Source organism: Stenotrophomonas genospecies 5, from assembly GCF_054473825.1.
The window spans coordinates 2,024,173-2,045,520 of the sequence record NZ_JBTMUW010000001.1 but is presented as its reverse complement, the minus strand read 5'-3'; the positions used below and the strand labels follow the sequence as shown (position 1 = coordinate 2,045,520).

The following is a 21,348-nucleotide window of genomic DNA, read 5'->3' as shown; positions in this document are numbered from 1 at the left end:
CATGGACCTTGAAGCAACCCGCAACCTGTTCGCCAATCTGCGCGAAAACACCGACTGGGACATCAGCGGCCCGCTGCTGTGGGGCTATTTCTTCGTGCATTCCACTGCCAAGCCGCTGCAGGCACTGGCCGCGCATCTGCAGGCGCAGGGCTACACCCTGGTGGAGGTGTTCGAGCAGGAGCCGGACGAGGGGGACGCGCCGTTCCACGTGCTGCATGTGGAGCGCGTGGAGGTCCACGACGAAGCGTCGCTGGATCGCCGCAACCAGGAGCTGGCAGCGCTGGCAGCGCAGATGGGTGTGGAAGACTACGACGGCATGGACGTCGGCCCGGCCCCCACCCTGCAGTAGGGGCCTGTGCGTAGTGCCGGGCGCGTGCCCGGCGCTGCGCAGCAACCCGGTGGCGGGATTGTCAGCGCAGCGTGGCCAGGGCCTGGCCGAGCTGCACCGGTGACTCCGCCGCCAGGTGTGGAGCGAACTCCGCCACGCCCGGCGGCAGCAGCACGACCACGGTCGAGCCATAGTTGAAGCGTGCCATCTCCGCGAAGCGCTCCAGGCGGATGCCCTGGCCGCGATAGTCCTTGCGGGTGATGCGGTCACCGTACTGAGGGATCTCCTCACCGCTCCACACTGTCTCCACGCCGGAGACCAGCAGCGCGCCGACCATCACGCTCACCATCGGGCCGAAGCTGGTATCGAAATGGCAGACCAGGCGCTCGTTGCGTGCGAACAGGCGTGGCACGCCTGCCACGGCGGCCGGACCCACGCTGAAAAGGCGGCCTGGCACATGCACGGTCTCGCGCAGGGTGCCGGTCCAGGGCATGTGCACACGGTGGTAGTCGCGCGGGGACAGGTAGACGGTCGCGTACAGGCCGTCGTTGAACGGCTTGGCGTCCTCGGCGCTGCCCAGCAGCTCGGCGGCGGTGAACGACTGGCCCTTGGCCTGGAAGATGCGGCCGGCCTCGATGTTGCCGAGCTGGCTGACACGGCCGTCGGCCGGCATCACCAGGGTGCGCGGATCGGCATCGGCCACGCGTGCGCCCGGTTTCAGCGCACGGGTGAAGAACTGGTTGAAGGTGGCGTAACTGCGCGGGTCGGGGTTGGCGGCTTCGTCCAGATTGACGTTGAACCTGCGGCTGACGGTGTCGATCAGCCAGCGCGACACGCGCGGGTTGTCCGAGTACGCCAGCGAGCGCGCCATCGAGGACAACAGGCGATGGGGCAGGGCGTATGTCAGGGCGGTGGTGAGGCTCATGGGGCGGTTTTCTCGGTCAGCTTCTGCAGGTCGCGGGCGATCGCCGGCGCGTTGAACGGGGGGCGCACCAGGCCGGCGAGCCGGCCCTGCGGATCGAGCACGGCCAGGCTGGCCGAGTGCTCGACGGTGTAATCCTCGGGATTCTCGTCGAAATGCTTGCCCGGCACCTTCTGGAACACGAAGCCCAGTGCGGTGGCGAAGCGTTCCAGCGAAGGGACGTCGGCGGTGGCCGCCAGGGTGTCCTTGTGGAAGCCGTGCGCGTACTCGCCAAGGCGGGTGGCGCTGTCACGCTCGGGATCGACGGAAACGAACAGCACCCGCGGACGCAGCCCGTCGGGCAGTGCTTCCCACTGCTGCTGCGCACCGGCCAGTTCGGCCAGGGTGGTCGGGCACACGTCGGGGCAGAAGGTGAACCCCAGGAACACCAGGGTCCAATGGCCCTTCAACTCGCCCGGAATGAGCCGCGTGCCATCGGACTGGGCCAGGTTGAAGTCGGGCAGCTCGCGCGGCTGCGGGTACAGGGTGATCGCTTCGGTGGCCGGCTGGCCGGCCGGGGGCTTCGGAGCAAAGACCTGCTGCGCGGCGAGCAGGCCCAGGCCCGCCGCCAGGGCGATCAGCAGGATGATGCCGACGTTGCGATTGAACATGGGAGCCCCCGCGCGAAGTGGTCCCCATCATACCGGCTGCGGCCTGATCGTTTCCGTCGCAACGGATGCCGGCGCAGGCGCCAGCCCCTATAATCGGGGGCCACTTTGCCCGCAGTACCGCCATGACCGCTGAAACGGCCGCCGAACTCCACACGATCATCGACCTGATCCGCTACGGCACCAGCCGTTTCAACGCCGCCGGGCTGACCTTCGGGCACAGCTACGACAACGCCCTGGACGAGGCGACCCAACTGGTGTTGCACAGCCTGCACCTGCCGCATGACCTGGGCCCGGCGTATGGCCAGGCGCGGTTGCTGCAGGAGGAGAAGGTGCGGGTGCTGGAGCTGTTCCAGCGCCGCATCGACGAACGTATCCCGGCCGCCTACCTGACCGGCGAGGCGTGGTTCGCCGGCCTGAGCTTCAAGAGCGACGCGCGCGCCCTGGTGCCGCGTTCGCCGATCGCCGAGCTGATCGAGTGTGGTTTCGAACCCTGGCTGGCCGGCCGCGACGTCAGCCGCGCGCTGGATCTGTGCACCGGTTCGGGCTGCATCGCCATCGCCATGGGCCACTATTACCCGAACTGGGAGGTGGACGGCGTGGACCTGAGCGACGACGCATTGTCGCTGGCCGAAGAGAACAAGGAGCGCCTGCAGGCGCACAATGTCACGCTGATCAAGTCCGACCTGTTCAGTGGCCTGACCGGCCGCCATTACGACCTGATCGTCACCAACCCGCCGTACGTCACCAACGACGAGACCGATGCCCTGCCGCAGGAATATTCCTACGAGCCGGAAATGGGCCTGCGTGCCGGCGATGACGGCCTGGACCTGGTGCTGAAGATCCTGCGCGATGCGCCGCTGCACCTGAGCGAGGACGGCCTGCTGATCTGCGAAGTGGGCGAGTCCGAGCAGCACCTGGTCAAGCTGCTGCCGGAAGTGGACTTCGCCTGGATCGAGTTCAAGGTCGGGCAGATGGGCATCTTCGCGGTCGAATGCCGCGAGCTGATCGCCCACAGCGCCCGCATCACCGAACTGGCGGCGCAACGGCCGTGAGCTCCAATTCGTTCGGCAAGCTGTTCACCGTCACCACGTTCGGCGAGTCGCACGGGCCGGCCATCGGCTGCGTGATCGATGGCTGTCCGCCCGGGCTGGCGCTGGATGCGGCCGAATTTGCCCACGATCTGCAGCGCCGTGCCACCGGCAAGAGCCGGCACACGTCGGCGCGGCGCGAGGCCGACGAGGTCGAGATCCTGTCCGGCGTGTACGAGGGCCTGACCACCGGCACGCCGATCGCGCTGCTGATCCGCAACACCGACCAGCGCAGCAAGGACTACGCGAACATCGGCCAGCAGTTCCGGCCCGGCCATGCCGACTACAGCTACTGGCACAAGTACGGCATCCGCGATCCGCGGGGCGGTGGCCGTTCCTCGGCGCGCGAGACCACCATGCGCGTGGCCGCGGGCGTGGTCGCCAAGAAGTGGTTGGCCGAGCGCTTCGGCGTCACCGTGCGCGGGTATCTGTCGCAGCTGGGCGGGATCACGCCTGCAGGTTTCGACTGGTCGGCGGTGGAAGACAATCCGTTCTTCTGGCCACACGCCGCGCAGGTGCCGGAGCTGGAGGCGTACATGGATGCGCTGCGCAAGTCCGGCGATTCGGTCGGCGCGCGCGTGGACGTGGTTGCCGACAACGTGCCCCCGGGCTGGGGCGAGCCGATCTACGGCAAGCTCGATGGCGAGCTTGCGGCGGCGCTGATGAGCATCAACGCGGTCAAGGGCGTGGAGATCGGCGACGGGTTCGCCAGCGCGGCCCAGAAGGGCACTGAACACCGTGACCTGCTGACCCCGCAGGGTTTCGCCAGCAATCACGCGGGCGGCATCCTGGGCGGCATTTCCACCGGCCAGCCGGTGGTTGCGTCGATGGTGTTGAAGCCGACCTCCAGCCTGCGCCTGCCGGGCCCATCGCTGGACACCGCCGGCAACGTGGTCGAAGTGGTCACCACTGGCCGCCATGATCCCTGCGTCGGCATCCGCGCCACGCCGATCGCCGAAGCGATGGTGGCACTGGTGCTGATGGACCAGGCATTGCGTCACCGCGCGCAATGCGGCGATGTCGGCACCATCACGCCCCGCATTCCCGGGCAGGTCGATGGCTGAAACGCGGCCGACGGTGTGGGTGAGCCAGCCGCTGATCGAGGCGGCCATCGCGCCGCTGCGTGATCGCGTGCAGCTGCGCACCACCGACGCCGTCACCGTGTGGTCGCCTGAGCAGATCGCCGCACAACTGGCCAGCGCCGATGGCGCGATCATCACCCTCAACGAGCGTATCGGCGCGGCCGAGCTGGCCAATGCCTCGCGGCTGCAGGTCGTTGCCAACGTCGGCGTGGGCTACAACAACCTGGATGTGACCGCGCTCAGCGCGGCGGGCATCCTGGCCAGCAATACCCCCGACGTGCTTACCGAGACCACCGCCGATCTGGGCTTCGCACTGCTGATGGCCGCCGCGCGCCGGATCACCGAATCCGAACGCTGGCTGCGTGAAGGGCACTGGCAGCAATGGTCGTTCCAGACCATGCTCGGTGCCGACATCCACGGCAGCACCCTGGGCATTCTCGGCATGGGGCGGATCGGCCAGGGCATCGCCCGTCGCGGCGCGCATGGTTTCGGCATGAAGGTGCTGTACCACAACCGCTCGCGACTGCCAGCAGATGCCGAAGCAGCAGTCGGTGCCGCTTATGTCGATCTGGATACGCTGCTGGCGCAGTCCGACCATCTGGTGCTTGTGCTGCCTTACACCCCGGCCTCGCACCACCTGATCGACGCCGCTGCGCTGGCGAAGATGAAACCGACGGCCACGCTGGTGAACATCGCGCGCGGAGGCCTGGTCGACGAAACAGCGCTGGCCGATGCACTGGCCCATGGGCGCCTGGCCGCTGCCGGGCTGGACGTCTACGAAGGCGAGCCGGCCGTACGCCCGGAACTGCTGGCGCTGCGCAACGTCGTGCTGACCCCGCACATCGGCAGCGCGTCGCTGGCCACGCGTACGGCGATGGTGCAGCGGGCCGTGGACAACCTGCTGGCCGCGCTCGGCCTGGCCGGCGGGCCGGCGCACATGCCGAGCGCGATCAATGCCGACGCGGCGCTGGCCGCACGTGCCGCCCTGGGCAAAAAAAACGGGAAACGATAGGGAGCCTCCGCGCGTTCCGTCCGAGGAGGTTCCCCGAACCCAGCTGTCGTGCGTGAATTTTTCCCATCCGTTTTCTTGAGAGTTCCCCCCATGAGCAATGCACAACGCCGCTTCCATGTCGCCATCGTCGGTGCCACCGGCGCCGTCGGCGAGACCATGCTGGCCATCCTGGCCGAGCGCGGTTTCCCGGTCGGAACCCTGAGCCTGCTTGCCTCCGAGCGTTCGGCCGGTGGTGAGGTCGAGTTCAACGGCGAGAAGGTCAGGATCCAGGACCTGGCGAGCTTCGATCCGAAGGGTGTGGAGATCGCCCTGTTCTCCGCAGGTGGCAGCGTCTCCAAGGAGTACGCACCGAAGTTCGCCGCCGCCGGTGCGGTGGTGATCGACAACTCCTCGGCCTTCCGTTACGACGATGACGTGCCGCTGGTGGTATCGGAGGTCAATCCGGACCAGATCGGCAATCGTCCGCGCGGCATCATCGCCAACCCCAACTGCTCGACCATGCAGATGCTGGTCGCGCTGGCGCCGCTGCATCGTCGCTATGGCATCGAGCGCATCAACGTCTCCACCTATCAGTCGGTATCCGGCGGTGGACGCTCCGCACTGGAGGAGCTGGGCAAGCAGACCGGCCAGCTGCTGAGTTTCCAGGAGATCGATCCGCAGCGTTTCCCGGTGCAGATCGCCTTCAACCTGATCCCGCACATCGACGACTTCCAGGACAACGGATTCACCAAGGAAGAAATGAAGCTGGTGTGGGAAACCCGCAAGATCCTGGGCGACGACAGCATCCTGGTGAACCCGACCGCGGTGCGCGTGCCGGTGTTCTACGGCCATTCCGAGTCGGTGGCGATCGAGACCCGCGACAAGGTCACCGTGGCCGAGGCCCGTGCGCTGCTTGAACAGTCGCCCGGCATCGAGGTGGTCGACCGCCATGAAGCCGGCGGCTATCCGACGCCGGTCACCCACGCATCGGGCACCGATGCGGTGTACGTCGGCCGCATCCGCGAGGATCTGTCGCATCCGCGTGGCCTCAATCTGTGGATCGTGTCGGACAACGTGCGCAAGGGCGCAGCCCTGAACGCGGTGCAGCTGGCAGAGCTGGTCGCTGCCGAGCAGCGTTGATCGACAGCCCGGGCGCCCTGGGCTGCTCTGTGCGTGCGGACCCCGGTCCGCACGCTTTATAGTGTCGCCCATGAATAAACGGGCCAAGGGCGCATCGCGCCCGCTCACCTATCTGTCTGCCGCACTGCTGGCTCTGGCCAGCAGTCCGGTGTTCGCGCTGGGGCTGGGCGACATCCGCGTCCTGTCCAGACCCGGTCAGCCGCTGCTGGCGGAGATTCCGGTGGTGTCCGCCGATCCTTCGGAGCTGGAGAATCTGCGCGTGGCGCTGGCATCGCCAGCCACGTTCGAACGTGTCGGCCTGCAACAGCCGACCGGCCTGGTGGGCGAGCTCCAGTTCGAGCTGACCCGCAATGCGCAGGGGCGGGCCGTGGTGCGGGTCACCTCGCAGATGCCGGTGGAGACGCCGTCGCTGAGCTTCCTGGTCGAGGCCGACTGGGGGCAGGGACGGTTGGTGCGCGAGTATTCGGCCCTGATCGATGCGCCCTCCAGCGCGCTGGCCGTGGCGGAACCGGAAATCGTCGCACCGGCGGGCACGCTCTCCAATACCATCGCCCGCGATCCGCCCGCCGAGGCGGCGGTACCGGCGCCTGCACAGGGCGGGACGCCGGCCAGTGCGACCACGGCGGCTGCACCGGTGCGTCCGCGCGCTGCCGCTGCACCGTCGTTGCCGCCGGCTGCCGATGGCAGCATTACCGTGCAGCGCGGGCAGACCTTGTCGCAGATCGCCAGCGCGGTCGCCCGCGGCAACCAGGTCAGCCGCGACCGGGCGATGATTGCGCTGCTGCGTGCCAATCCCGAGGCCTTCATCCGGGGCAACATCAACCTGCTCAAACAGGGTGCGGTACTGCGCATGCCCGGCAGTGACGCGCTGGCGGCTGTGGATGCGGCCGAAGCCGGTGCCCTGGTCCGCGAACACGCCGCGCAGTGGCGGCAGGCGCGTACCGTGCCGCAGCCGGCAGGCGTTCCTGCACCTGCGGTCGCTGCGCGGGCCACTTCTCCGGCCGCCGCGGCCGGGGCACGACTTGAGATCGCCCCGGCGCTGGCGTCCGACGCCGCGCACGCGGGCACAACCACCGGCACCGGAGCCGGCAGCGAGGGTGACATGCTGGGCAACGAACAACTTCGCCAGGCGCGCGAGGACATCGCCACCCGCGATGCCGAGATCGGCGAGCTGAAACAGCGTGTGGCCGAACTGGAGACGCTGAAGGCACAACAGCAGTCGCTGATCGCGATGAAGGACAACGACCTGGCGGCGGCCCAGCAACGGCTGGCACAGGCGCCGGGCGCGCGTGACGCCGGAACGCCGTGGTACTGGCTGGGACTGCCGGTGCTGCTGGTGCTGGCAGGCGCCGCATGGTTGCTGCGCCGTCGCAAGCCATCGCCGCTGCCGCCGCTGCGCGAGGAGGACGATGCCACAGCTCTGGCGGCGGCCGTGCCGGCCGGTGCCGCGCTCGATACGCTGGCCGAGCAGTCTGCGTGGTCTACCGCCGATGCCGACAGCGGGCGCCAGGAGCCGGCGATGCCGGCCTGGGCGACGATCGCCGACGCCCGATCCGAAGACGGATCGGGCGGCACGGACGAGCAGCCGTCGGGCGATGGCAAGGACGAGGCACCGTTGCCGGAACCCGTGACCGACCTGCCGCGCTGGGACGAACCGGTGGACGAGAGGGGTGTTGGCCGGCCGACGGCCCAGGAAGCCGATTCCGGGGTTTCGGTCCCGGACTACGCGCTGCATGCCGAGCAGCAGCCGCAGTTCCGCGGCGTGTTCGACCTGCCCGCCGATCTGCAGGACAACGACGCCCCGTCGGTGGAGGATGCCGGCGACACCTGGTCGCCCCGCGCCGGGCAGGAACGCCTGGAGCTGGCGATCGCCTACCTGGATCTGGGCGACGCACAGACCGCGCGTACCCTGCTGCTGGAGGTTGCCGAAGGGGGCGACCCGGACTGCCAGGCGCAGGCGCGCGAGCTGCTGGCCCGGCTGCCGTGACCGATACCTTCGACAAGGACCCTGCCATGACCCGCGAGCGTCGCATCGACTATGTTGAGTTCGCGTCCCGCGACCCGGCCGCCAGCCGTGCCTTCTTCGAGAAGGTGTTCGGCTGGTCGTTCGTCGATTACGGCAGCGACTACACCGCCTTCGACGATGGTCGCCTGCAGGGGGGCTTCTTCCGCGGCCAGCCGCAACGCGCTACTGAAGGTGCCCCGCTGCTGGTGCTGTACGCCGATCAGCTGGCCCCCGCCGAAATGGCCGTGCGCCAGGCGGGTGGTGAGGTGGTGCGGCCGGTGTTCTCCTTCCCGGGCGGCAGCCGCTTCCAGTTCGTCGAACCCGGTGGCAATGAACTGGCGGTCTGGTCGGAACGGGATCCGGCCTGAGCGTCGTCCACTCCGCAACATCGAGGTAGCACATGCGTTATGCGCTTGGCGTCGAGTACGACGGCAGCGATTTCAGAGGCTGGCAGAACCTGGGAGAGGGCGGTCCCAGCGTCCAGGCCAGTCTTGAGCAGGCCCTGTCTTCGGTGGCCGACGCGCCGCTGCAGGTGGTCTGCGCTGGCCGAACCGACGCCGGCGTGCACGGCCAGTGCCAGGTCGTGCATTTCGATACCGACGTAGTGCGCGACCCGCGCGCCTGGATGCTGGGTACCACCACCCGCCTGCCGCGCTCGATCGCGGTGCGCTGGTGCGTACCGGTGGCGGAGGATTTCCATGCGCGGTTCTCAGCGCGGGCGCGCCGCTACCGTTACCGGCTGCTCAATCGCGAAGTACGGCCGGCGCTGGACCGGCAGACGCTGAGCTGGGAGCGTCGCGCACTGGACGCGACGCTGATGCACACGGCCGGGCAGGCGCTGCTGGGTGAGAACGACTTCAGCGCGTTCCGCTCGGTCCAGTGCCAGGCCCTGCATGCGCGGCGCGAGCTGCAGTCACTGCAGGTCAGCCGCCACGGCGAGGTGATCGAGGTGGCGGTACAGGGCAATGCATTCCTTCATCACATGGTTCGCAATATCGTCGGTTCGCTGATCCTGGTCGGCAGCGGCGAGAAACCGGTGGAGTGGATCGCCGAGCTGCTGGCCGGAAGGGATCGCACCGTAGCCGGTCCCACTGCACCGCCGCAGGGCCTGGTGTTTCTTGGACCGCTGTACCCCGACAACTGGCATCTGCCCGCCGAGGTCACGCTATGAGCCGCTCCTACTACCGTACACGCATCAAGTTCTGTGGAATGACCCGTGCCGGCGACGTGCGCCTGGCCGGCGAGCTCGGCGTGGATGCGGTGGGTTTCATCTTCGCCCGCGAGAGCAGCCGCCGGGTTGCGCCCGCCGAAGCGCGCGCGATGCGCCAGGCGATCGCGCCGATGGTCGACGTGGTGGCGCTGTTCCGCAACAACAGCAAGGAAGAGGTGCGCGAAGTGCTGCGCACCGTGCGGCCCACCCTGCTGCAGTTCCATGGCGAGGAGGACGAGAGCTTCTGCCGCAGCTTCAACATGCCTTACCTGAAGGCGGTCGCGATGGGGGGGCGTGAGGAAGTCAACGCGCGTACCCTGCAACTGCGCTATCCGAGCGCGGCCGGCTTCCTGTTCGACAGCCACGCACCGGGTGGCGGTGGCGGTACCGGTGTTGCATTCGACTGGACCCGCATCCCGACCGGGTTGCATCGGCCATTCCTGCTGGCCGGCGGTCTGACCCCGGACAATGTGTACGACGCGGTGCTGGCGACCCTTCCGTGGGGCGTCGACGTCTCCAGCGGCATTGAACTGGAGCCGGGCATCAAGGACGGCTACAGGATGCGCACCTTCGTCGAGGAAGTGCGCCGCGCCGACTGCACCGTGCTGGAGTAGGACCGGGAGGCTGCGGCGTCACGTTACCTCAGCTGGGCCGCGACCCAGTCCGCCAGGGCGTCGACGCGTGCGTCGGCCTGGCCCTCCGGCCGCGCCAGGACCCAGAAGCCGCCCGTGGCGGCGAAACCCCATGGGGCCAGCAGCCGGCCTGCCGCGAGATCCTCAGCGACCAGCGGCTCCGGCGCGATCGCTGGACCCAGCCCTGCCACCGCCGCTTCCAGCAGGTAGTAAAGGTGTTCGAAACCCGTGCCCAGCCGCAGCCGGGCGGGGTCGAGATCGTGCGCCTGCGCCCACGTCGGCCACGCCTGTGGCCGTGAGCTGGTGTGCAGCAGCGTCTCCTGCAGCAGTGCCGAGGGCGGCACATGGCGCAGGCGCTGCGCCGCCGGATGTGACGGTGCCACCACCACGCCCACCCGCTCGGGCGCCAGCTCGCGCACCTGCCAGCCCCGTGGCCACGGCCCCTGCGCCAGCAGCAGGACCGCATCCAGTGCCGCCTGCGCCTCGGTGAAGCTGCCGTCCAGTGCCGACCACTGCAGGCGCACACCGGGCAGTGCGGCCTGCAGGGCGGGGAGGCGCGGAATCATCCAGCGCGCCAGCACGCTGCCGCTGCAGCCCAGTACCAGCGCTGGCGACGCCGCGGGCCGCCGCAGCTCGCGCACGCAGTCTTCGATGCCGGCGAAGGCTTCGCTGCAGGCCGCCTGCAACAGTGTTCCCGATGCGGTCAGGCGCAGGCCACGCCCGGCGCGCTGGAACAGGGCCAGGCCCAGATGATCCTCCAGCAGCTTCAGCTGCCGGCTGACTGCACCGTGGGTGACATGCAGGTCCTGCGCGGCGCGGCCCACACCGCCCAGACGGGCGGTGGCCTCGAACGCGCGCAGGGCATTGAGTGGCGGCAGCAGGGATCGGCTCATGTGAGATTTCCTGACGATATGTGCCAGATAATATCCATTTTCCGGTCATGACCCGTGCGCTAGAGTATCCACCTGTCTGAATCACCGGTCCCTGCCATGTCTGCCTCCCCCATTGCCGACTACCACGCCTTCCCGGATGCCCAGGGCCACTTCGGCCGCTATGGCGGCAGCTTTGTCGCCGAAACCCTGGTCGGTCCGCTGCAGGAGCTGGCCCAGGCCTATGACCAGGCCCGCCAGGACCCCGCGTTCCAGGCGGCCTACGACCGCGATCTGGCTCATTACGTGGGCCGGCCGAGCCCGATCTATCATGCCCAGCGCCTGAGCGACCACGTCGGCGGCGCACAGATCCTGCTCAAGCGCGAGGACCTGAACCACACCGGCGCGCACAAGATCAACAACACCATCGGCCAGGCGCTGCTGGCGGCGCGGATGGGCAAGACACGCATCATCGCCGAGACCGGCGCCGGCCAGCATGGCGTCGCCAGCGCCACCGTTGCCGCACGCCTGGGCCTGGAGTGCGTGGTGTACATGGGCGCCACCGACATCGAGCGGCAGAAGATCAATGTCTACCGGATGAAGCTGCTCGGCGCGACGGTGGTGCCGGTCACCTCCGGTTCGGCGACCCTGAAGGATGCGCTCAATGAAGCGATGCGCGACTGGGTGACCAACGTGCAGGACACCTTCTACATCATCGGCACCGTGGCGGGCCCGGACCCGTATCCGCGCATGGTGCGCGATTTCAATGCCATCGTCGGCCGCGAAGCGCGCGAACAGATGCTGGCCGAGTACGGCCGGCTGCCGGATGCGATCACGGCGTGCGTGGGCGGTGGCAGCAACGCGATCGGCCTGTTCCATGCCTTCCTCAACGACCGCCAGGTCGAGATCGTCGGCGCCGAAGCGGCCGGTGACGGTATCAACACAGGCCGCCATGCCGCCTCGATCGCGGCAGGGCGTCCAGGCGTGCTGCATGGCAACCGCACCTACGTGCTGTGCGACGACGACGGCCAGATCATCGAGACCCACTCGGTGTCGGCCGGCCTGGATTATCCGGGGGTCGGCCCGGAGCACGCGTTCCTGGCCGACAGCGGGCGCGCGCGCTATCTCGGCATCACCGACGAAGAAGCGCTGCAGGCGTTCCATCTGCTGGCACACACCGAGGGCATCCTGCCGGCGCTGGAGTCCAGCCACGCGCTGGCGCAGGCGATCAAGCTGGCGCGCGAGCGTCCGCGCGACCAGATCGTGCTGTGCAATCTGTCCGGGCGTGGCGACAAGGACGTGCATACCATCGCCGCACGCGAAGGGCTGGTGCTGTGAGGCCCATGCTGCGCCATGGTGGCGCGCTGGTACTGGCAGTGGGGCTGGGCGGCTGCACGCCGCCCGATCCGCCGGTGCTGGCGCCCGCGGCGACGTCTCCGGCGGCCATCGCCCCGGCCCGCCAGGTGGCCAGCAACGACGACGATGCCGCCCATCACCCGATCGAGGATGCACCGTTGCCTGCAGCGGGGGAGGTCGCAGATGACGGGGCGGCGCCGACGGTGGCTTCGGTCGCGCTGGACCATGCCGGCGAGGTGCTGATCGGCCAGCCTTTCAGCGAACTGCAGGCCGAGGCGCAGTGGCACTCGGCTGGCCTCGCCGAGGCGACGGCCGGGCGCTGCGACTATTACGAGCGCGGCACGCTGCCCGAGGGCGTGGCGATGCTGGTGCAGGACGGCAACGTGGTGCGTTTCGACCTGGCTCCGATCGACGATTCGGGCCTGGTGGTGACCCAGCCCGGGCCGTTCGGACTGCGCCTGGACATGCCGCGTGCGCAGGTGCTGCAGCAGATGCCGCAGGGCGTCATCGCAGCTGCGCTGGGCGTTGATGCCGACGCCGGCGAATCCCTGCTCTGGCAGGACCCCGGTTCCGATCTGGCGATCCGCGTGGAGATCGTGGATGGCACCGTATCCAGAATGCATTGGGGCGCCAGCGGCGCCGTTGACCTGATCGAAGGATGTATCTGACATGCCCGTATCCCGACTCGACGCCTGTTTCCAGCGCCTGCGCGAACAGCAGCGCAAGGCACTGATTCCCTTCGTCACCGCTGGCGATCCTCTGCTGGAAGCAACCGTGCCGGTCATGCATGCACTGGTTGAGGCGGGCGCCGATGTGATCGAACTGGGGGTGCCGTTCTCCGATCCGATGGCCGACGGCCCGACCATCCAGCGCAGTTCCGAACGTGCGCTGGCGCGCGGTGCAGGCAGCCGTTACGTCCTGCAGGCGGTAGCGCAGTTCCGCCAGCGCGATGCGCAGACGCCGGTGGTGCTGATGGGCTATCTCAATCCTGTGGAGATCCATGGCTACGCGGCATTCGCCAAGGCCGCGGTGAGCGCCGGCGTGGATGGCGTGCTGCTGGTCGACCTGCCGCCGGAGGAAGCCGGCGAAGCCCAGCAGGCCTTTGATGCGGAAGGCCTGGCCCTGGTCCTGCTTGCCTCCCCGACCACCAGCCCGGCACGCGCGGACAAACTGCTCGCGCTGGCGCGGGGCTACCTGTACTACGTCAGTTTTGCCGGTGTCACCGGTGCGTCCGACCGCCTCGACAGCGAGGCCGCCAGCGTACGCCTGCAGGCGCTGCGTGAACGGGCCACGGTCCCGGTGGTGGCCGGCTTCGGCATCCGCGATGCCGCCAGTGCGGCGGCCATGGCGCGCGAGGCGGACGGTGTGGTGGTGGGCAGCGCCCTGGTCGCGGCACTGGCCGAAGCGACCTCGGCCGAAGAGGCGGCCCAGCGGGCGCACGCATTCCTGGCGCCCCTGCGCCAGGCCCTGGACGCCTGACGGCAGCGCCCGGCCATGCCCGACGGTGCGCGCTACGGCGTATCCGCCGGGCGTGGCCCGGCGCTGCCTGCGCTAAACGTACGTCCCAGCATGGTTTTTCCGCCGCCGCCCACAGGCCGGCAAGGGGTGCACGGGCGGGGAAAGCGGAGCTAGACTGTCCGCCTTTGCGGCCCCCGGGCCGCCCTGAACGGAAGTGTCCTCCCGCATGAGTTGGCTCAGCAAGTTGATGCCGTCCGGCATCCGCACCGACAACACCCCCAGCAAGAAGCGCAGCGTCCCCGAGGGCCTGTGGGAAAAGTGCAGCAACTGCGGCAGCGCGCTGTACCGGCCGGAACTGGAAGAGAACCTGGAGGTCTGCCCGAAGTGCGGCCACCACATGGCGATCCGCGCACGCGCGCGCCTGGCTGCGCTGTTCGATGCGGACAGCACCACCGAGATCGGCGCGCGCCTGGGGCCGACCGACCTGCTGAAGTTCAAGGACCAGAAGAAGTACAGCGAGCGCATCAAGATCGCGCAGAAGAACACCGGCGAGTACGACGCGCTGATCGCCATGCGCGGCCTGCTCAAGGGCCGTCCGCTGGTCGCGTCCTCGTTCGATTTCGCCTTCATGGGCGGTTCGATGGGTTCGGTGGTCGGCGAGCGCTTCTCGCTGGCGGCCGAGGCTGCCGTGGAGATCGGTGCGCCTTACGTCTGCTTCTCCGCCAGTGGCGGCGCGCGCATGCAGGAAGGCCTGTTCTCGCTGATGCAGATGGCCAAGACCTCGGCTGCGCTGGGCAAGCTGCGTGAAGCCGGCCTGCCGTACATCTCGGTGCTGACCCATCCCACCACCGGTGGCGTATCGGCCTCGTTCGCGATGCTGGGTGACATCAACATCGCCGAGCCGCAGGCGCTGATCGGATTCGCCGGCCCGCGCGTGATCGAACAGACCGTGCGCGAAAAACTGCCGGAAGGTTTCCAGCGTTCGGAATTCCTGCTGGAGCATGGTGCCATCGACCAGATCTGCGACCGCCGCGAAATGCGTGACCGCCTGTCCGACCTGCTGGCGATGCTGGGCCGCCAGCCGGCGCCGGAGGTGGCTTGATGGGAGGCCGCAAGTACTTCGGTACTGATGGCATCCGTGGACGTGTCGGCGAGGGAGCGATCTCGGCCGACTTCGTGCTGCGCCTGGGCAATGCATTGGGCCGCGTCCTGGTGGCCCGGCACGGCCATGACGGGCGCCGCCCGATCGTGGTGATCGGCAAGGACACCCGCATTTCCGGCTACATGTTCGAGGCGGCGCTGGAGGCGGGCCTGGTCGCCGCCGGCACCGATGTGCAGCTGCTCGGCCCGATGCCCACCCCGGCGGTGGCGTTCCTGACCCGCACCTTGGGCGTTGATGCAGGCATCGTCATCAGTGCTTCGCACAATCCGCATTACGACAACGGCATCAAGTTCTTCTCCGCACAGGGCGAGAAACTGGACGACGCCACCGAACTGGCGCTGGAAGCCGCACTGGACGTGCCGTTCACCACGGCCGAATCGGAGCGGCTGGGCAAGGCGTCGCGCGCGCGCGAGGCGGTAGGCCGCTACATCGAGTTCTGCAAGGCCAGCGTGCCGCGTGCGTTCGATCTGCGTGGCGTACGTCTGGTGCTGGACTGCGCGCATGGTGCCACCTACCAGATCGCCCCGCTGCTGTTCCGCGAGCTGGGTGCCGAGGTCATCGGCATCGGTGCCGAGCCGAACGGGGTGAACATCAATGCCGGCGTCGGTTCGACCCATATCGACAACCTCGCCGCCAAGGTCCGCGAGACCCGTGCCGATCTCGGCATCGCCTTCGACGGTGACGGTGATCGCGTGCTGATGGCTGACGACCAGGGCAATCCGGTCGACGGCGATGACCTGCTGTACATCCTGGCACGCACCTGGCAGGCGGAAGGTCGCCTGCGTGGGCCGGTGGTTGGCACGCTGATGAGCAACTATGGACTGGAGAAGGCGCTGGCCGACCTGCAGATCCCGTTCCAGCGCAGCAACGTCGGCGACCGCTACGTGCACCAGGCGCTGATCGAAGGTGACGGCGTGCTCGGTGGCGAAGCCTCGGGCCATCTGCTGTGCCTGGACCGGGCCACGACCGGTGACGGCATCGTCAGTGCGCTGCAGGTGCTGCTTGCGCTGCGCAGCAGCGGACAGACGCTGCGGCAGGCGTTGCAGCCGCTGGTGAAGGTCCCGCAGAAGACGGTGAACGTGCGCTTGGGCAATGTCTCGGCCAAGACCACCGTGCAGGCCGAAAGCGTGCAGTCGGCACTGCTGGAGGCGCAGCAGGCCGTGGCCGGCCGTGGGCGCGCATTCCTGCGCCCGTCCGGCACCGAGCCGGTGGTGCGGGTGACGGTCGAGGCCGATGACGCAACACTGATGCAGGACACGCTGGATCGCCTGTCGGCCGCAGTGAAGGCCGCCGCCGCGGCCTGAGCCCGCAGGTGGTTCCGCAACGGACAACGCCCCGGACGACCGGGGCGTTTTCTGTTCAGGGGGCCGCTGCTGGGCCGAGGCGGACTCAGGGGCCCGGCACCATCTTCTTCTGGCGGGCCTTGAAGCCGTTGAACAGCGGCGCGATCAACGGGTTGTAGCTCTGCGCGATGCGCTTGCGCAACCAGCTGGCCGGCCGGTTGCGGATCGCGAAGCGGTAGATGCGTTCGGGATCGCCGCCGATCACGTTGCGGCCGAACGGGTGGGTGGTATGCAGGTAACGGAACCCCTGCTCGCGCGCGACTTCGACATGGTCATCGTCGAAGTCACCGTACGGCCAGCACAATGTGTCCGAAACTTCGCCCAGCTTGTCCTGCAGGACCTGGCGCGAGAGGGCCAGGTCGTTGCTGATGCCGGCCCGGCGCTGCGCGCGGTCTAGGTCTTCGCGGCGCAACCAGCGTGTATGGGTGTGGGTATGGCAATGCACCTCGAAGGTGCCCGCGTCGATCGCCGCGCGCGCTTCGCTCCAGCGCATCATCACATCGTCGCTGCGCCCCTGCTCGTAGATGGCGGCCTCGCAGCCGCGATGGTCCGGCGTTGCCGGCAGTACCGCGCCGGGCAGGCCTGCATGCGGCCGCACCGGGCCTTCGCCCATCCATCCGGTGACCACGAACACCACCGCGTGCATGCCGTACTTCTGCAGGATCGGATGCGCGTAGACCCAGTTGTCCAGGTAGCCATCGTCGAAGGTGATGACGATCGACCGGCGCGGCACCGGCCTGCCGGCCAGGAACCCGGCGTACTGCTCCAGTGTCAGTGAGGTCCAGCCACTGTTGGCCAGCCAGGCAATCTGGCTTTCGAAATTCTCCGGCGACACCGTGATCATGCCGGGCGACGGACTGACGTGATGGTGCATCAGCACCGGTACGGTTCGGGCATCAGCCATGTCCCAGCTCCTTCAGCCACTGGCGGTAGTAGTGTTCGGTGGTCTCGCCGTGGCCGGTGGGTGTGAAGCGGTGCGCAGCGCGCATCCATTCCCAGCCGGCACGGCCCATCTGCCGGCGCCGTTCCGGATCGTCCACCAGCAGGCGCAGAGCGCCCGTCAGGGCAGCATTGTCGCCCAGCCGGGTGAGGATTGCATTGCTGCCGTCCACGACCATCTCCGGCACGCCACCAACCCGCGTCGCCACGATCGGCACGCCGACGTACGCCGCTTCCAGAAACACGGTGCCGGCGGCTTCCTTGTGCGAGGCGAGGGCGAAGATATCGAAGCCGGCCATCAGCCGGCAGGCGCCGTCGCGGTAGCCGAGCAGGTGGACCTGCGACTGCAGGCCGTGCTCGGCGCACATCGCCTGCAGGCGCTCCATCACTGGCTGCCCGTCGCCGATCACCACCAGGTGCAGGTTCGGATTGGCCTTGCACAGCGGCACCATTGCCTGCAGCAGATCGGCATGGCCCTTGGGCTCGCGCAGCACCGCCACGCAGCCGACCACGATGTCCTGTTCGCCGAAGCCGAGCTCGGCACGGACTTCGGCACGCACGTCCTGCAGGCACTGCCACGGATCTTCCTTGCGGATATCGGTCCAGCGCGGTGGAACCGCGATCGGCGGCACGATGCCGATGCGCTCAGCGGGAATGCCACGGTCGGCCAGCAGCTGCTTGACGAAGCTGCTGACGGTCAGCACCCGGTGCGGCAGGCCGGTATAGGTCAGCAGCGAGTTGACCGGACTCATCAGGTGGCGCGAGCGCACCACCAGCGGCGCACCGCCGAGGCGGGCGCCGGCGGCGGCAATCAAGGCGTCGCGACGGCTGGTGGTGTTCACCACGTCATAGCGTTCGCGGCGCACCAGGCGCGAAACCGACCAGATGCCGCGCAGCAGGCGCGCCAGCCCTCCCATGCGCAGCGTATGCACGGTGAAGCCGTCATCGCGCGCCAGCTGCGCCAGCCGTGCCTCGGGCTGGCACAGCAGCGAGACGTCGTGGCCGCGCGCGCGCATGGCCTGCATGTGGCGGAAGATGTAGATCTCCTGCCCGCCCATTCCCTTGGCGGCTTCGGTGTGCAGGATGCGCAGCGAACGTTTCATGCGGACTCGATCCTTGATATCAACGATTGCGGAAGCGCGTCAGCGCTTCCCAGGCGGAACGGATCGCGGCTGCGTCCGGCGCCTGTTGTGGCAGTGGGCGATAGTGCCGATCCAGCGCGGTGGCATTGCCGAACTTGTCGAACACATAGAGGGCATCGCCGTGGCGGACGGCGCGCTGCGACCAGCTCTCCACCACCAGGGCACGGAGCCCTTCCGGGGCCGCCAGCAGATCCTGGCCGGTGCTGTAGTCGGCCAGCGGGTTCTCGCAGCCCAGGGCGTGCCGCATCAGCGTGGGCACCCAGTCCTCATGCGAGCTGGTGCGCGCATCACGGCCGCTGGCCTCGCCCGGCCAGTGCAGCACGAACGGCACCTGCAACTGGTAGTCGGAGAAGTTGCCGTTGTGGCCCCAGTAGTTCAGCGCGAGGTCGTTGAACTCCTCTGCGTGATCGCCAGTGACCAGCACGATGGTGTCCTGCTCCAGGCCCTGCGCACGCAGGGTATCGAGCAGCGATCCGACCAGGCTGTCGGCGTAGTGGACGGAGGTGTGATAGCGGTTCAGTTCCGGCGTCGGATCGTGGTCCGGCCCGAACTTGAGGAAGTCGATGTCCGCGGCCATCGGCGTGGCCAGGGGCGGATAGTCGGCCGGCAGGTGGTAGGGCGCGTGGGTGGAGTCGAGGAACACGAAACCGAACCACGGGCGCTGCGCGGCCTGGCTGCTACGGATGTCCTGCTGCAGCGACGCGACGATGGCACGGTCGCGGCCATCGGGCTTCAGTGCCGACGGCCCCTGGTGCAGCTGGTCACGGACATCGGCGAACACGGTGCGGTCGAATTCAGGGCTGTACATCGGCGCGCTGCCGTACAGGTGCAGGTCATAGCCCTGCTGTCCCAGGACCTGGAACAGCTGCGAGCCACGCTGCTCGTCAAGCATGCTTGCCCAGTAGCCACCGGGAAGGCCGTAGAGCAGGCCGAACAGGCCGTAGCGGGTGGCGTTGCCGGTGCTGAAGTGATGCTCGTAGACGCGGGAGGACTGCGCCAATGCCGTGGTGTTCGGCATGATCTGTGGCGTCAGCACATCGTGGCGGAGTGATTCGAGTACCACCATCAGCACGTTCGGCCGCTGGTGGCTCTGGCAGCGCAGCGGATGCAGCGGGTAGTGCAGCTGGGCATGGCGGGGAGCGGGCAGGCCCGCCTGCTGCTGGCTGACCACGCCCAGGCGACGCATGAAGCTCTTGGCGGTGATCGGCTGCGCCCAGGGCAGGTAGTTCCACTGGCTGATCACGTCACGCTCGCCGCGTGCATCGTAATAGGCGGTCGCCACCTGGCCACCTGCCATCAGCAGGATGACCAGTGTCCATGCCTGCAGGACGTGGCGCCGTCGGGGCAGGGCGGGCAGCAGCTTCCAGCAGGCCCACGCCAGCAGGGCTTCGGCGGCGAAGATGGCCGATACCAGGGCGATCGCCTGCAGCCAGGTCTTCCACGACAGTGCGACCTGATCGTGCAGCGCGCCGCCGAACACCATGTTCGCCACCATGGCATTGAGGTGGAAGCGGTACAGCGCGAACACCTTGGCATCGACCAGCAGCAGGCACAGCCACAGGCCCTGCAGCACCACCGCGCCGATGCCCAGAGGACGCGCGCTGCGGGCCCACAGACCGAGCAGCAGCGGCAGCAGGCCGGCCAGCGCGCCGAACGCCAGCAGGTGGCCGGGCAGGGCAACGGCCAGATACGCCAGGCCGACGGGGCCGCCGGGGTTGTCCCGCAGCGGCACGTTGCCCAGGGTGATGACGGCTGCCAGTACGGCGTTTGCCGCCACGAACAAGGACCACCAGGCCAGCCGGCGCCAGTGCTGGGTACAACCGGGTCGGGAAGCTGGATCGGCGGCAGGTGGAGCGGAAGGCATCGTCGGTACGTGTTCAGCAGGAGCGGGGCAAGGGGCGGCGCCGCCGCGACCGGCGGATCCGCGCGCGGGTCGCGCATTGTATCGGTTTGTTTCAACGTATCGGTGTCGACCTGCGGGCGATCTGTCACAATGTTCAGGTGGGCCCTGAATGCGGCGGCCCTCCAGACCCAATGACAAGCCAGGAACCGCTGTGAGCCAGATCCCGACCCTCGACATCACCCGTTTTGACAGCGACCGCGAGGCCTTCGTGGCCGAGCTGGGGGCGGCCTATCGCCAATGGGGATTCGCGGGCATCCGCAACCACGGCATTCCGCAGGCCGACATCGACGCGGCCTACGATGTCTTCAAGGCCTTCTTCGCCCTGCCGGAGGAGATCAAGCGGAAGTACCACGTGGCCGGCGGGGGCGGTGCACGTGGCTATACCCCGTTCGGCGTGGAAACCGCGAAGGGGTCCAAGCACTTCGATCTGAAGGAGTTCTGGCACATCGGCCGGGAGATCGGCGACGACTCCAGGTACCGCGACGTGATGCCGCCGAACCTGTGGCCGACCGAGGTCGAGGGCTTCCGTGAGCGGGGCTACGGCCTGTATCAGGCGCTGGACAACCTCGGGTCGCGCGTGCTGTCGGCGCTGGCGCTGCACATCGGCCTGCCGGAGGATTTCTTCGCCGACAAGACCAATTTCGGCAACTCGATCCTGCGCCCGATCCATTACCCGCCGATCACCACCGACGACATTCCCAACGTGCGTGCCGGTGCGCATGGCGACATCAACTTCATCACCCTGCTGGTCGGTGCCAGTGCGGCGGGCCTGGAGGTGCAGTCGCACGATGGCAAGTGGGTGCCTTTCACCTCGGATGCGGACACCATCGTGGTCAACATCGGCGACATGCTGCAGCGCCTGACCAATCACGTGTATCCCTCCACCATCCATCGCGTGGTCAATCCCCCGGGCGAGCTGGCCCGCCAGCCGCGCTACTCGGTGCCGTTCTTCCTGCACCCGAACCCGGACTTCCTGATCGACGTGCTGCCGTCCTGCATCACCCCGGAGAACCCGAGCCGGTATCCGGAGCCGATCACCGCCCACGGCTTCCTCGAGGAACGCCTGCGCGAGATCAAGCTGAAGTAATGAAAAGGCCGCCGCGAGGCGGCCTTTCCATTACGGGTAGT

General features: G+C 68.3%; 21 protein-coding genes. 15 read left to right on the top strand and 6 right to left on the bottom strand.

The features are described 5' to 3' along the window. The first annotated feature begins 1 nt into the window (after position 1). Positions 2-349 carry a ribonuclease E inhibitor RraB gene (locus tag ACX9OW_RS09550; protein ID WP_164152032.1) on the top strand — a complete coding sequence of 116 codons (348 nt, stop codon included), beginning with the start codon at positions 2-4 and terminating at the stop codon, positions 347-349. A gap of 61 nt (positions 350-410) precedes the next feature. On the opposite strand, the gene asd is transcribed toward ACX9OW_RS09550, so the two are convergent. Then, positions 411-1,253 carry an archaetidylserine decarboxylase gene (gene asd / locus ACX9OW_RS09545; RefSeq protein ID WP_053516850.1) on the bottom strand — a complete coding sequence of 281 codons (843 nt, stop codon included), beginning with the start codon at positions 1,251-1,253 and terminating at the stop codon, positions 411-413. Next, on the bottom strand, positions 1,250-1,900 hold the full coding sequence (locus tag ACX9OW_RS09540; RefSeq protein ID WP_065174897.1) for an SCO family protein: 651 nt from the start codon (positions 1,898-1,900) through the stop codon (positions 1,250-1,252). Before ACX9OW_RS09540 ends, asd begins: the two co-directional genes overlap by 4 nt. Before the next feature lie 122 nt (positions 1,901-2,022). Here ACX9OW_RS09540 and prmB point away from each other — a divergent pair, with 122 nt between their 5' ends. From prmB to ACX9OW_RS09500, 8 genes are all read left to right on the top strand, one after another. Continuing rightward, entirely contained in the window at positions 2,023-2,952 is a 930-nt protein-coding gene (prmB, locus tag ACX9OW_RS09535) for a 50S ribosomal protein L3 N(5)-glutamine methyltransferase (protein WP_053516852.1), read from the top strand. Then, positions 2,949-4,052 carry a chorismate synthase gene (aroC, locus tag ACX9OW_RS09530; protein ID WP_053516854.1) on the top strand — a complete coding sequence of 368 codons (1,104 nt, stop codon included), beginning with the start codon at positions 2,949-2,951 and terminating at the stop codon, positions 4,050-4,052. The genes prmB and aroC overlap by 4 nt, the downstream gene beginning before the upstream one ends. After that, positions 4,045-5,082, top strand: coding sequence for a 2-hydroxyacid dehydrogenase (locus tag ACX9OW_RS09525; protein WP_053516856.1), 1,038 nt, complete (start codon positions 4,045-4,047; stop codon positions 5,080-5,082). Before aroC ends, ACX9OW_RS09525 begins: the two co-directional genes overlap by 8 nt. A 90-nt stretch (positions 5,083-5,172) precedes the next feature. Beyond that, entirely contained in the window at positions 5,173-6,201 is a 1,029-nt protein-coding gene (locus ACX9OW_RS09520; RefSeq protein ID WP_053516858.1) for an aspartate-semialdehyde dehydrogenase, read from the top strand. 70 nt (positions 6,202-6,271) lie between these two features. After that, a complete protein-coding gene (locus tag ACX9OW_RS09515; RefSeq protein WP_262100398.1) occupies positions 6,272-8,188 on the top strand; it encodes a FimV/HubP family polar landmark protein in 1,917 nt (638 codons plus the stop codon). 26 nt (positions 8,189-8,214) lie between these two features. Continuing rightward, positions 8,215-8,574, top strand: a complete 360-nt coding sequence (locus ACX9OW_RS09510; RefSeq protein WP_074900255.1) for a VOC family protein — start codon at positions 8,215-8,217, stop codon at positions 8,572-8,574. A 32-nt stretch (positions 8,575-8,606) separates the two neighbouring features. Further along, positions 8,607-9,377, top strand: a complete 771-nt coding sequence (gene truA / locus ACX9OW_RS09505; protein ID WP_053520070.1) for a tRNA pseudouridine(38-40) synthase TruA — start codon at positions 8,607-8,609, stop codon at positions 9,375-9,377. Then, a complete protein-coding gene (locus ACX9OW_RS09500) occupies positions 9,374-10,030 on the top strand; it encodes a phosphoribosylanthranilate isomerase (protein WP_053520071.1) in 657 nt (218 codons plus the stop codon). The genes truA and ACX9OW_RS09500 overlap by 4 nt, the downstream gene beginning before the upstream one ends. 23 nt (positions 10,031-10,053) lie before the next feature. Here the strand turns inward: ACX9OW_RS09500 and ACX9OW_RS09495 are convergent, their stop codons facing one another. Then, positions 10,054-10,941, bottom strand: a complete 888-nt coding sequence (locus ACX9OW_RS09495) for a LysR family transcriptional regulator (protein WP_053520072.1) — start codon at positions 10,939-10,941, stop codon at positions 10,054-10,056. Positions 10,942-11,037: 96 nt separating this feature from the next. Here ACX9OW_RS09495 and trpB point away from each other — a divergent pair, with 96 nt between their 5' ends. The 5 genes from trpB to glmM all read left to right on the top strand — a co-directional run bounded on the left by trpB (position 11,038) and on the right by glmM (position 16,197). Next, a complete protein-coding gene (gene trpB / locus ACX9OW_RS09490; protein ID WP_053520073.1) occupies positions 11,038-12,255 on the top strand; it encodes a tryptophan synthase subunit beta in 1,218 nt (405 codons plus the stop codon). Then, complete coding sequence (locus ACX9OW_RS09485; protein ID WP_155760155.1) at positions 12,252-12,941, top strand: hypothetical protein; 690 nt, start codon at positions 12,252-12,254, stop codon at positions 12,939-12,941. The genes trpB and ACX9OW_RS09485 overlap by 4 nt, the downstream gene beginning before the upstream one ends. A gap of 1 nt (position 12,942) precedes the next feature. Further along, positions 12,943-13,752, top strand: coding sequence for a tryptophan synthase subunit alpha (gene trpA, locus ACX9OW_RS09480; protein WP_065174902.1), 810 nt, complete (start codon positions 12,943-12,945; stop codon positions 13,750-13,752). A gap of 205 nt (positions 13,753-13,957) precedes the next feature. Continuing rightward, the gene (accD, locus tag ACX9OW_RS09475) at positions 13,958-14,833 is read left to right on the top strand and encodes an acetyl-CoA carboxylase, carboxyltransferase subunit beta (RefSeq protein ID WP_053520076.1); all 876 of its coding nucleotides are present in this window, start codon (positions 13,958-13,960) and stop codon (positions 14,831-14,833) included. Then, positions 14,833-16,197 (top strand): phosphoglucosamine mutase, encoded by a 1,365-nt coding sequence (gene glmM, locus ACX9OW_RS09470; protein WP_111186387.1) that lies wholly within the window; start codon positions 14,833-14,835, stop codon positions 16,195-16,197. The genes accD and glmM overlap by 1 nt, the downstream gene beginning before the upstream one ends. A gap of 85 nt (positions 16,198-16,282) precedes the next feature. Here the strand turns inward: glmM and ACX9OW_RS09465 are convergent, their stop codons facing one another. The 3 genes from ACX9OW_RS09465 to ACX9OW_RS09455 are packed head-to-tail and all read right to left on the bottom strand — an operon-like array spanning position 16,283 to position 20,181. After that, the gene (locus tag ACX9OW_RS09465) at positions 16,283-17,140 is read right to left on the bottom strand and encodes a polysaccharide deacetylase family protein (protein WP_065181850.1); all 858 of its coding nucleotides are present in this window, start codon (positions 17,138-17,140) and stop codon (positions 16,283-16,285) included. Continuing rightward, on the bottom strand, positions 17,133-18,278 hold the full coding sequence (locus ACX9OW_RS09460; protein WP_053520079.1) for a glycosyltransferase family 4 protein: 1,146 nt from the start codon (positions 18,276-18,278) through the stop codon (positions 17,133-17,135). The genes ACX9OW_RS09465 and ACX9OW_RS09460 overlap by 8 nt, the downstream gene beginning before the upstream one ends. 19 nt (positions 18,279-18,297) lie before the next feature. Continuing rightward, positions 18,298-20,181, bottom strand: a complete 1,884-nt coding sequence (locus tag ACX9OW_RS09455; RefSeq protein ID WP_459062203.1) for a DUF3413 domain-containing protein — start codon at positions 20,179-20,181, stop codon at positions 18,298-18,300. A gap of 148 nt (positions 20,182-20,329) precedes the next feature. Between ACX9OW_RS09455 and ACX9OW_RS09450 the strand changes: the two genes are divergently transcribed. Next, a complete protein-coding gene (locus ACX9OW_RS09450) occupies positions 20,330-21,307 on the top strand; it encodes an isopenicillin N synthase family dioxygenase (RefSeq protein ID WP_053520081.1) in 978 nt (325 codons plus the stop codon). Positions 21,308-21,348 lie beyond the last annotated feature (41 nt).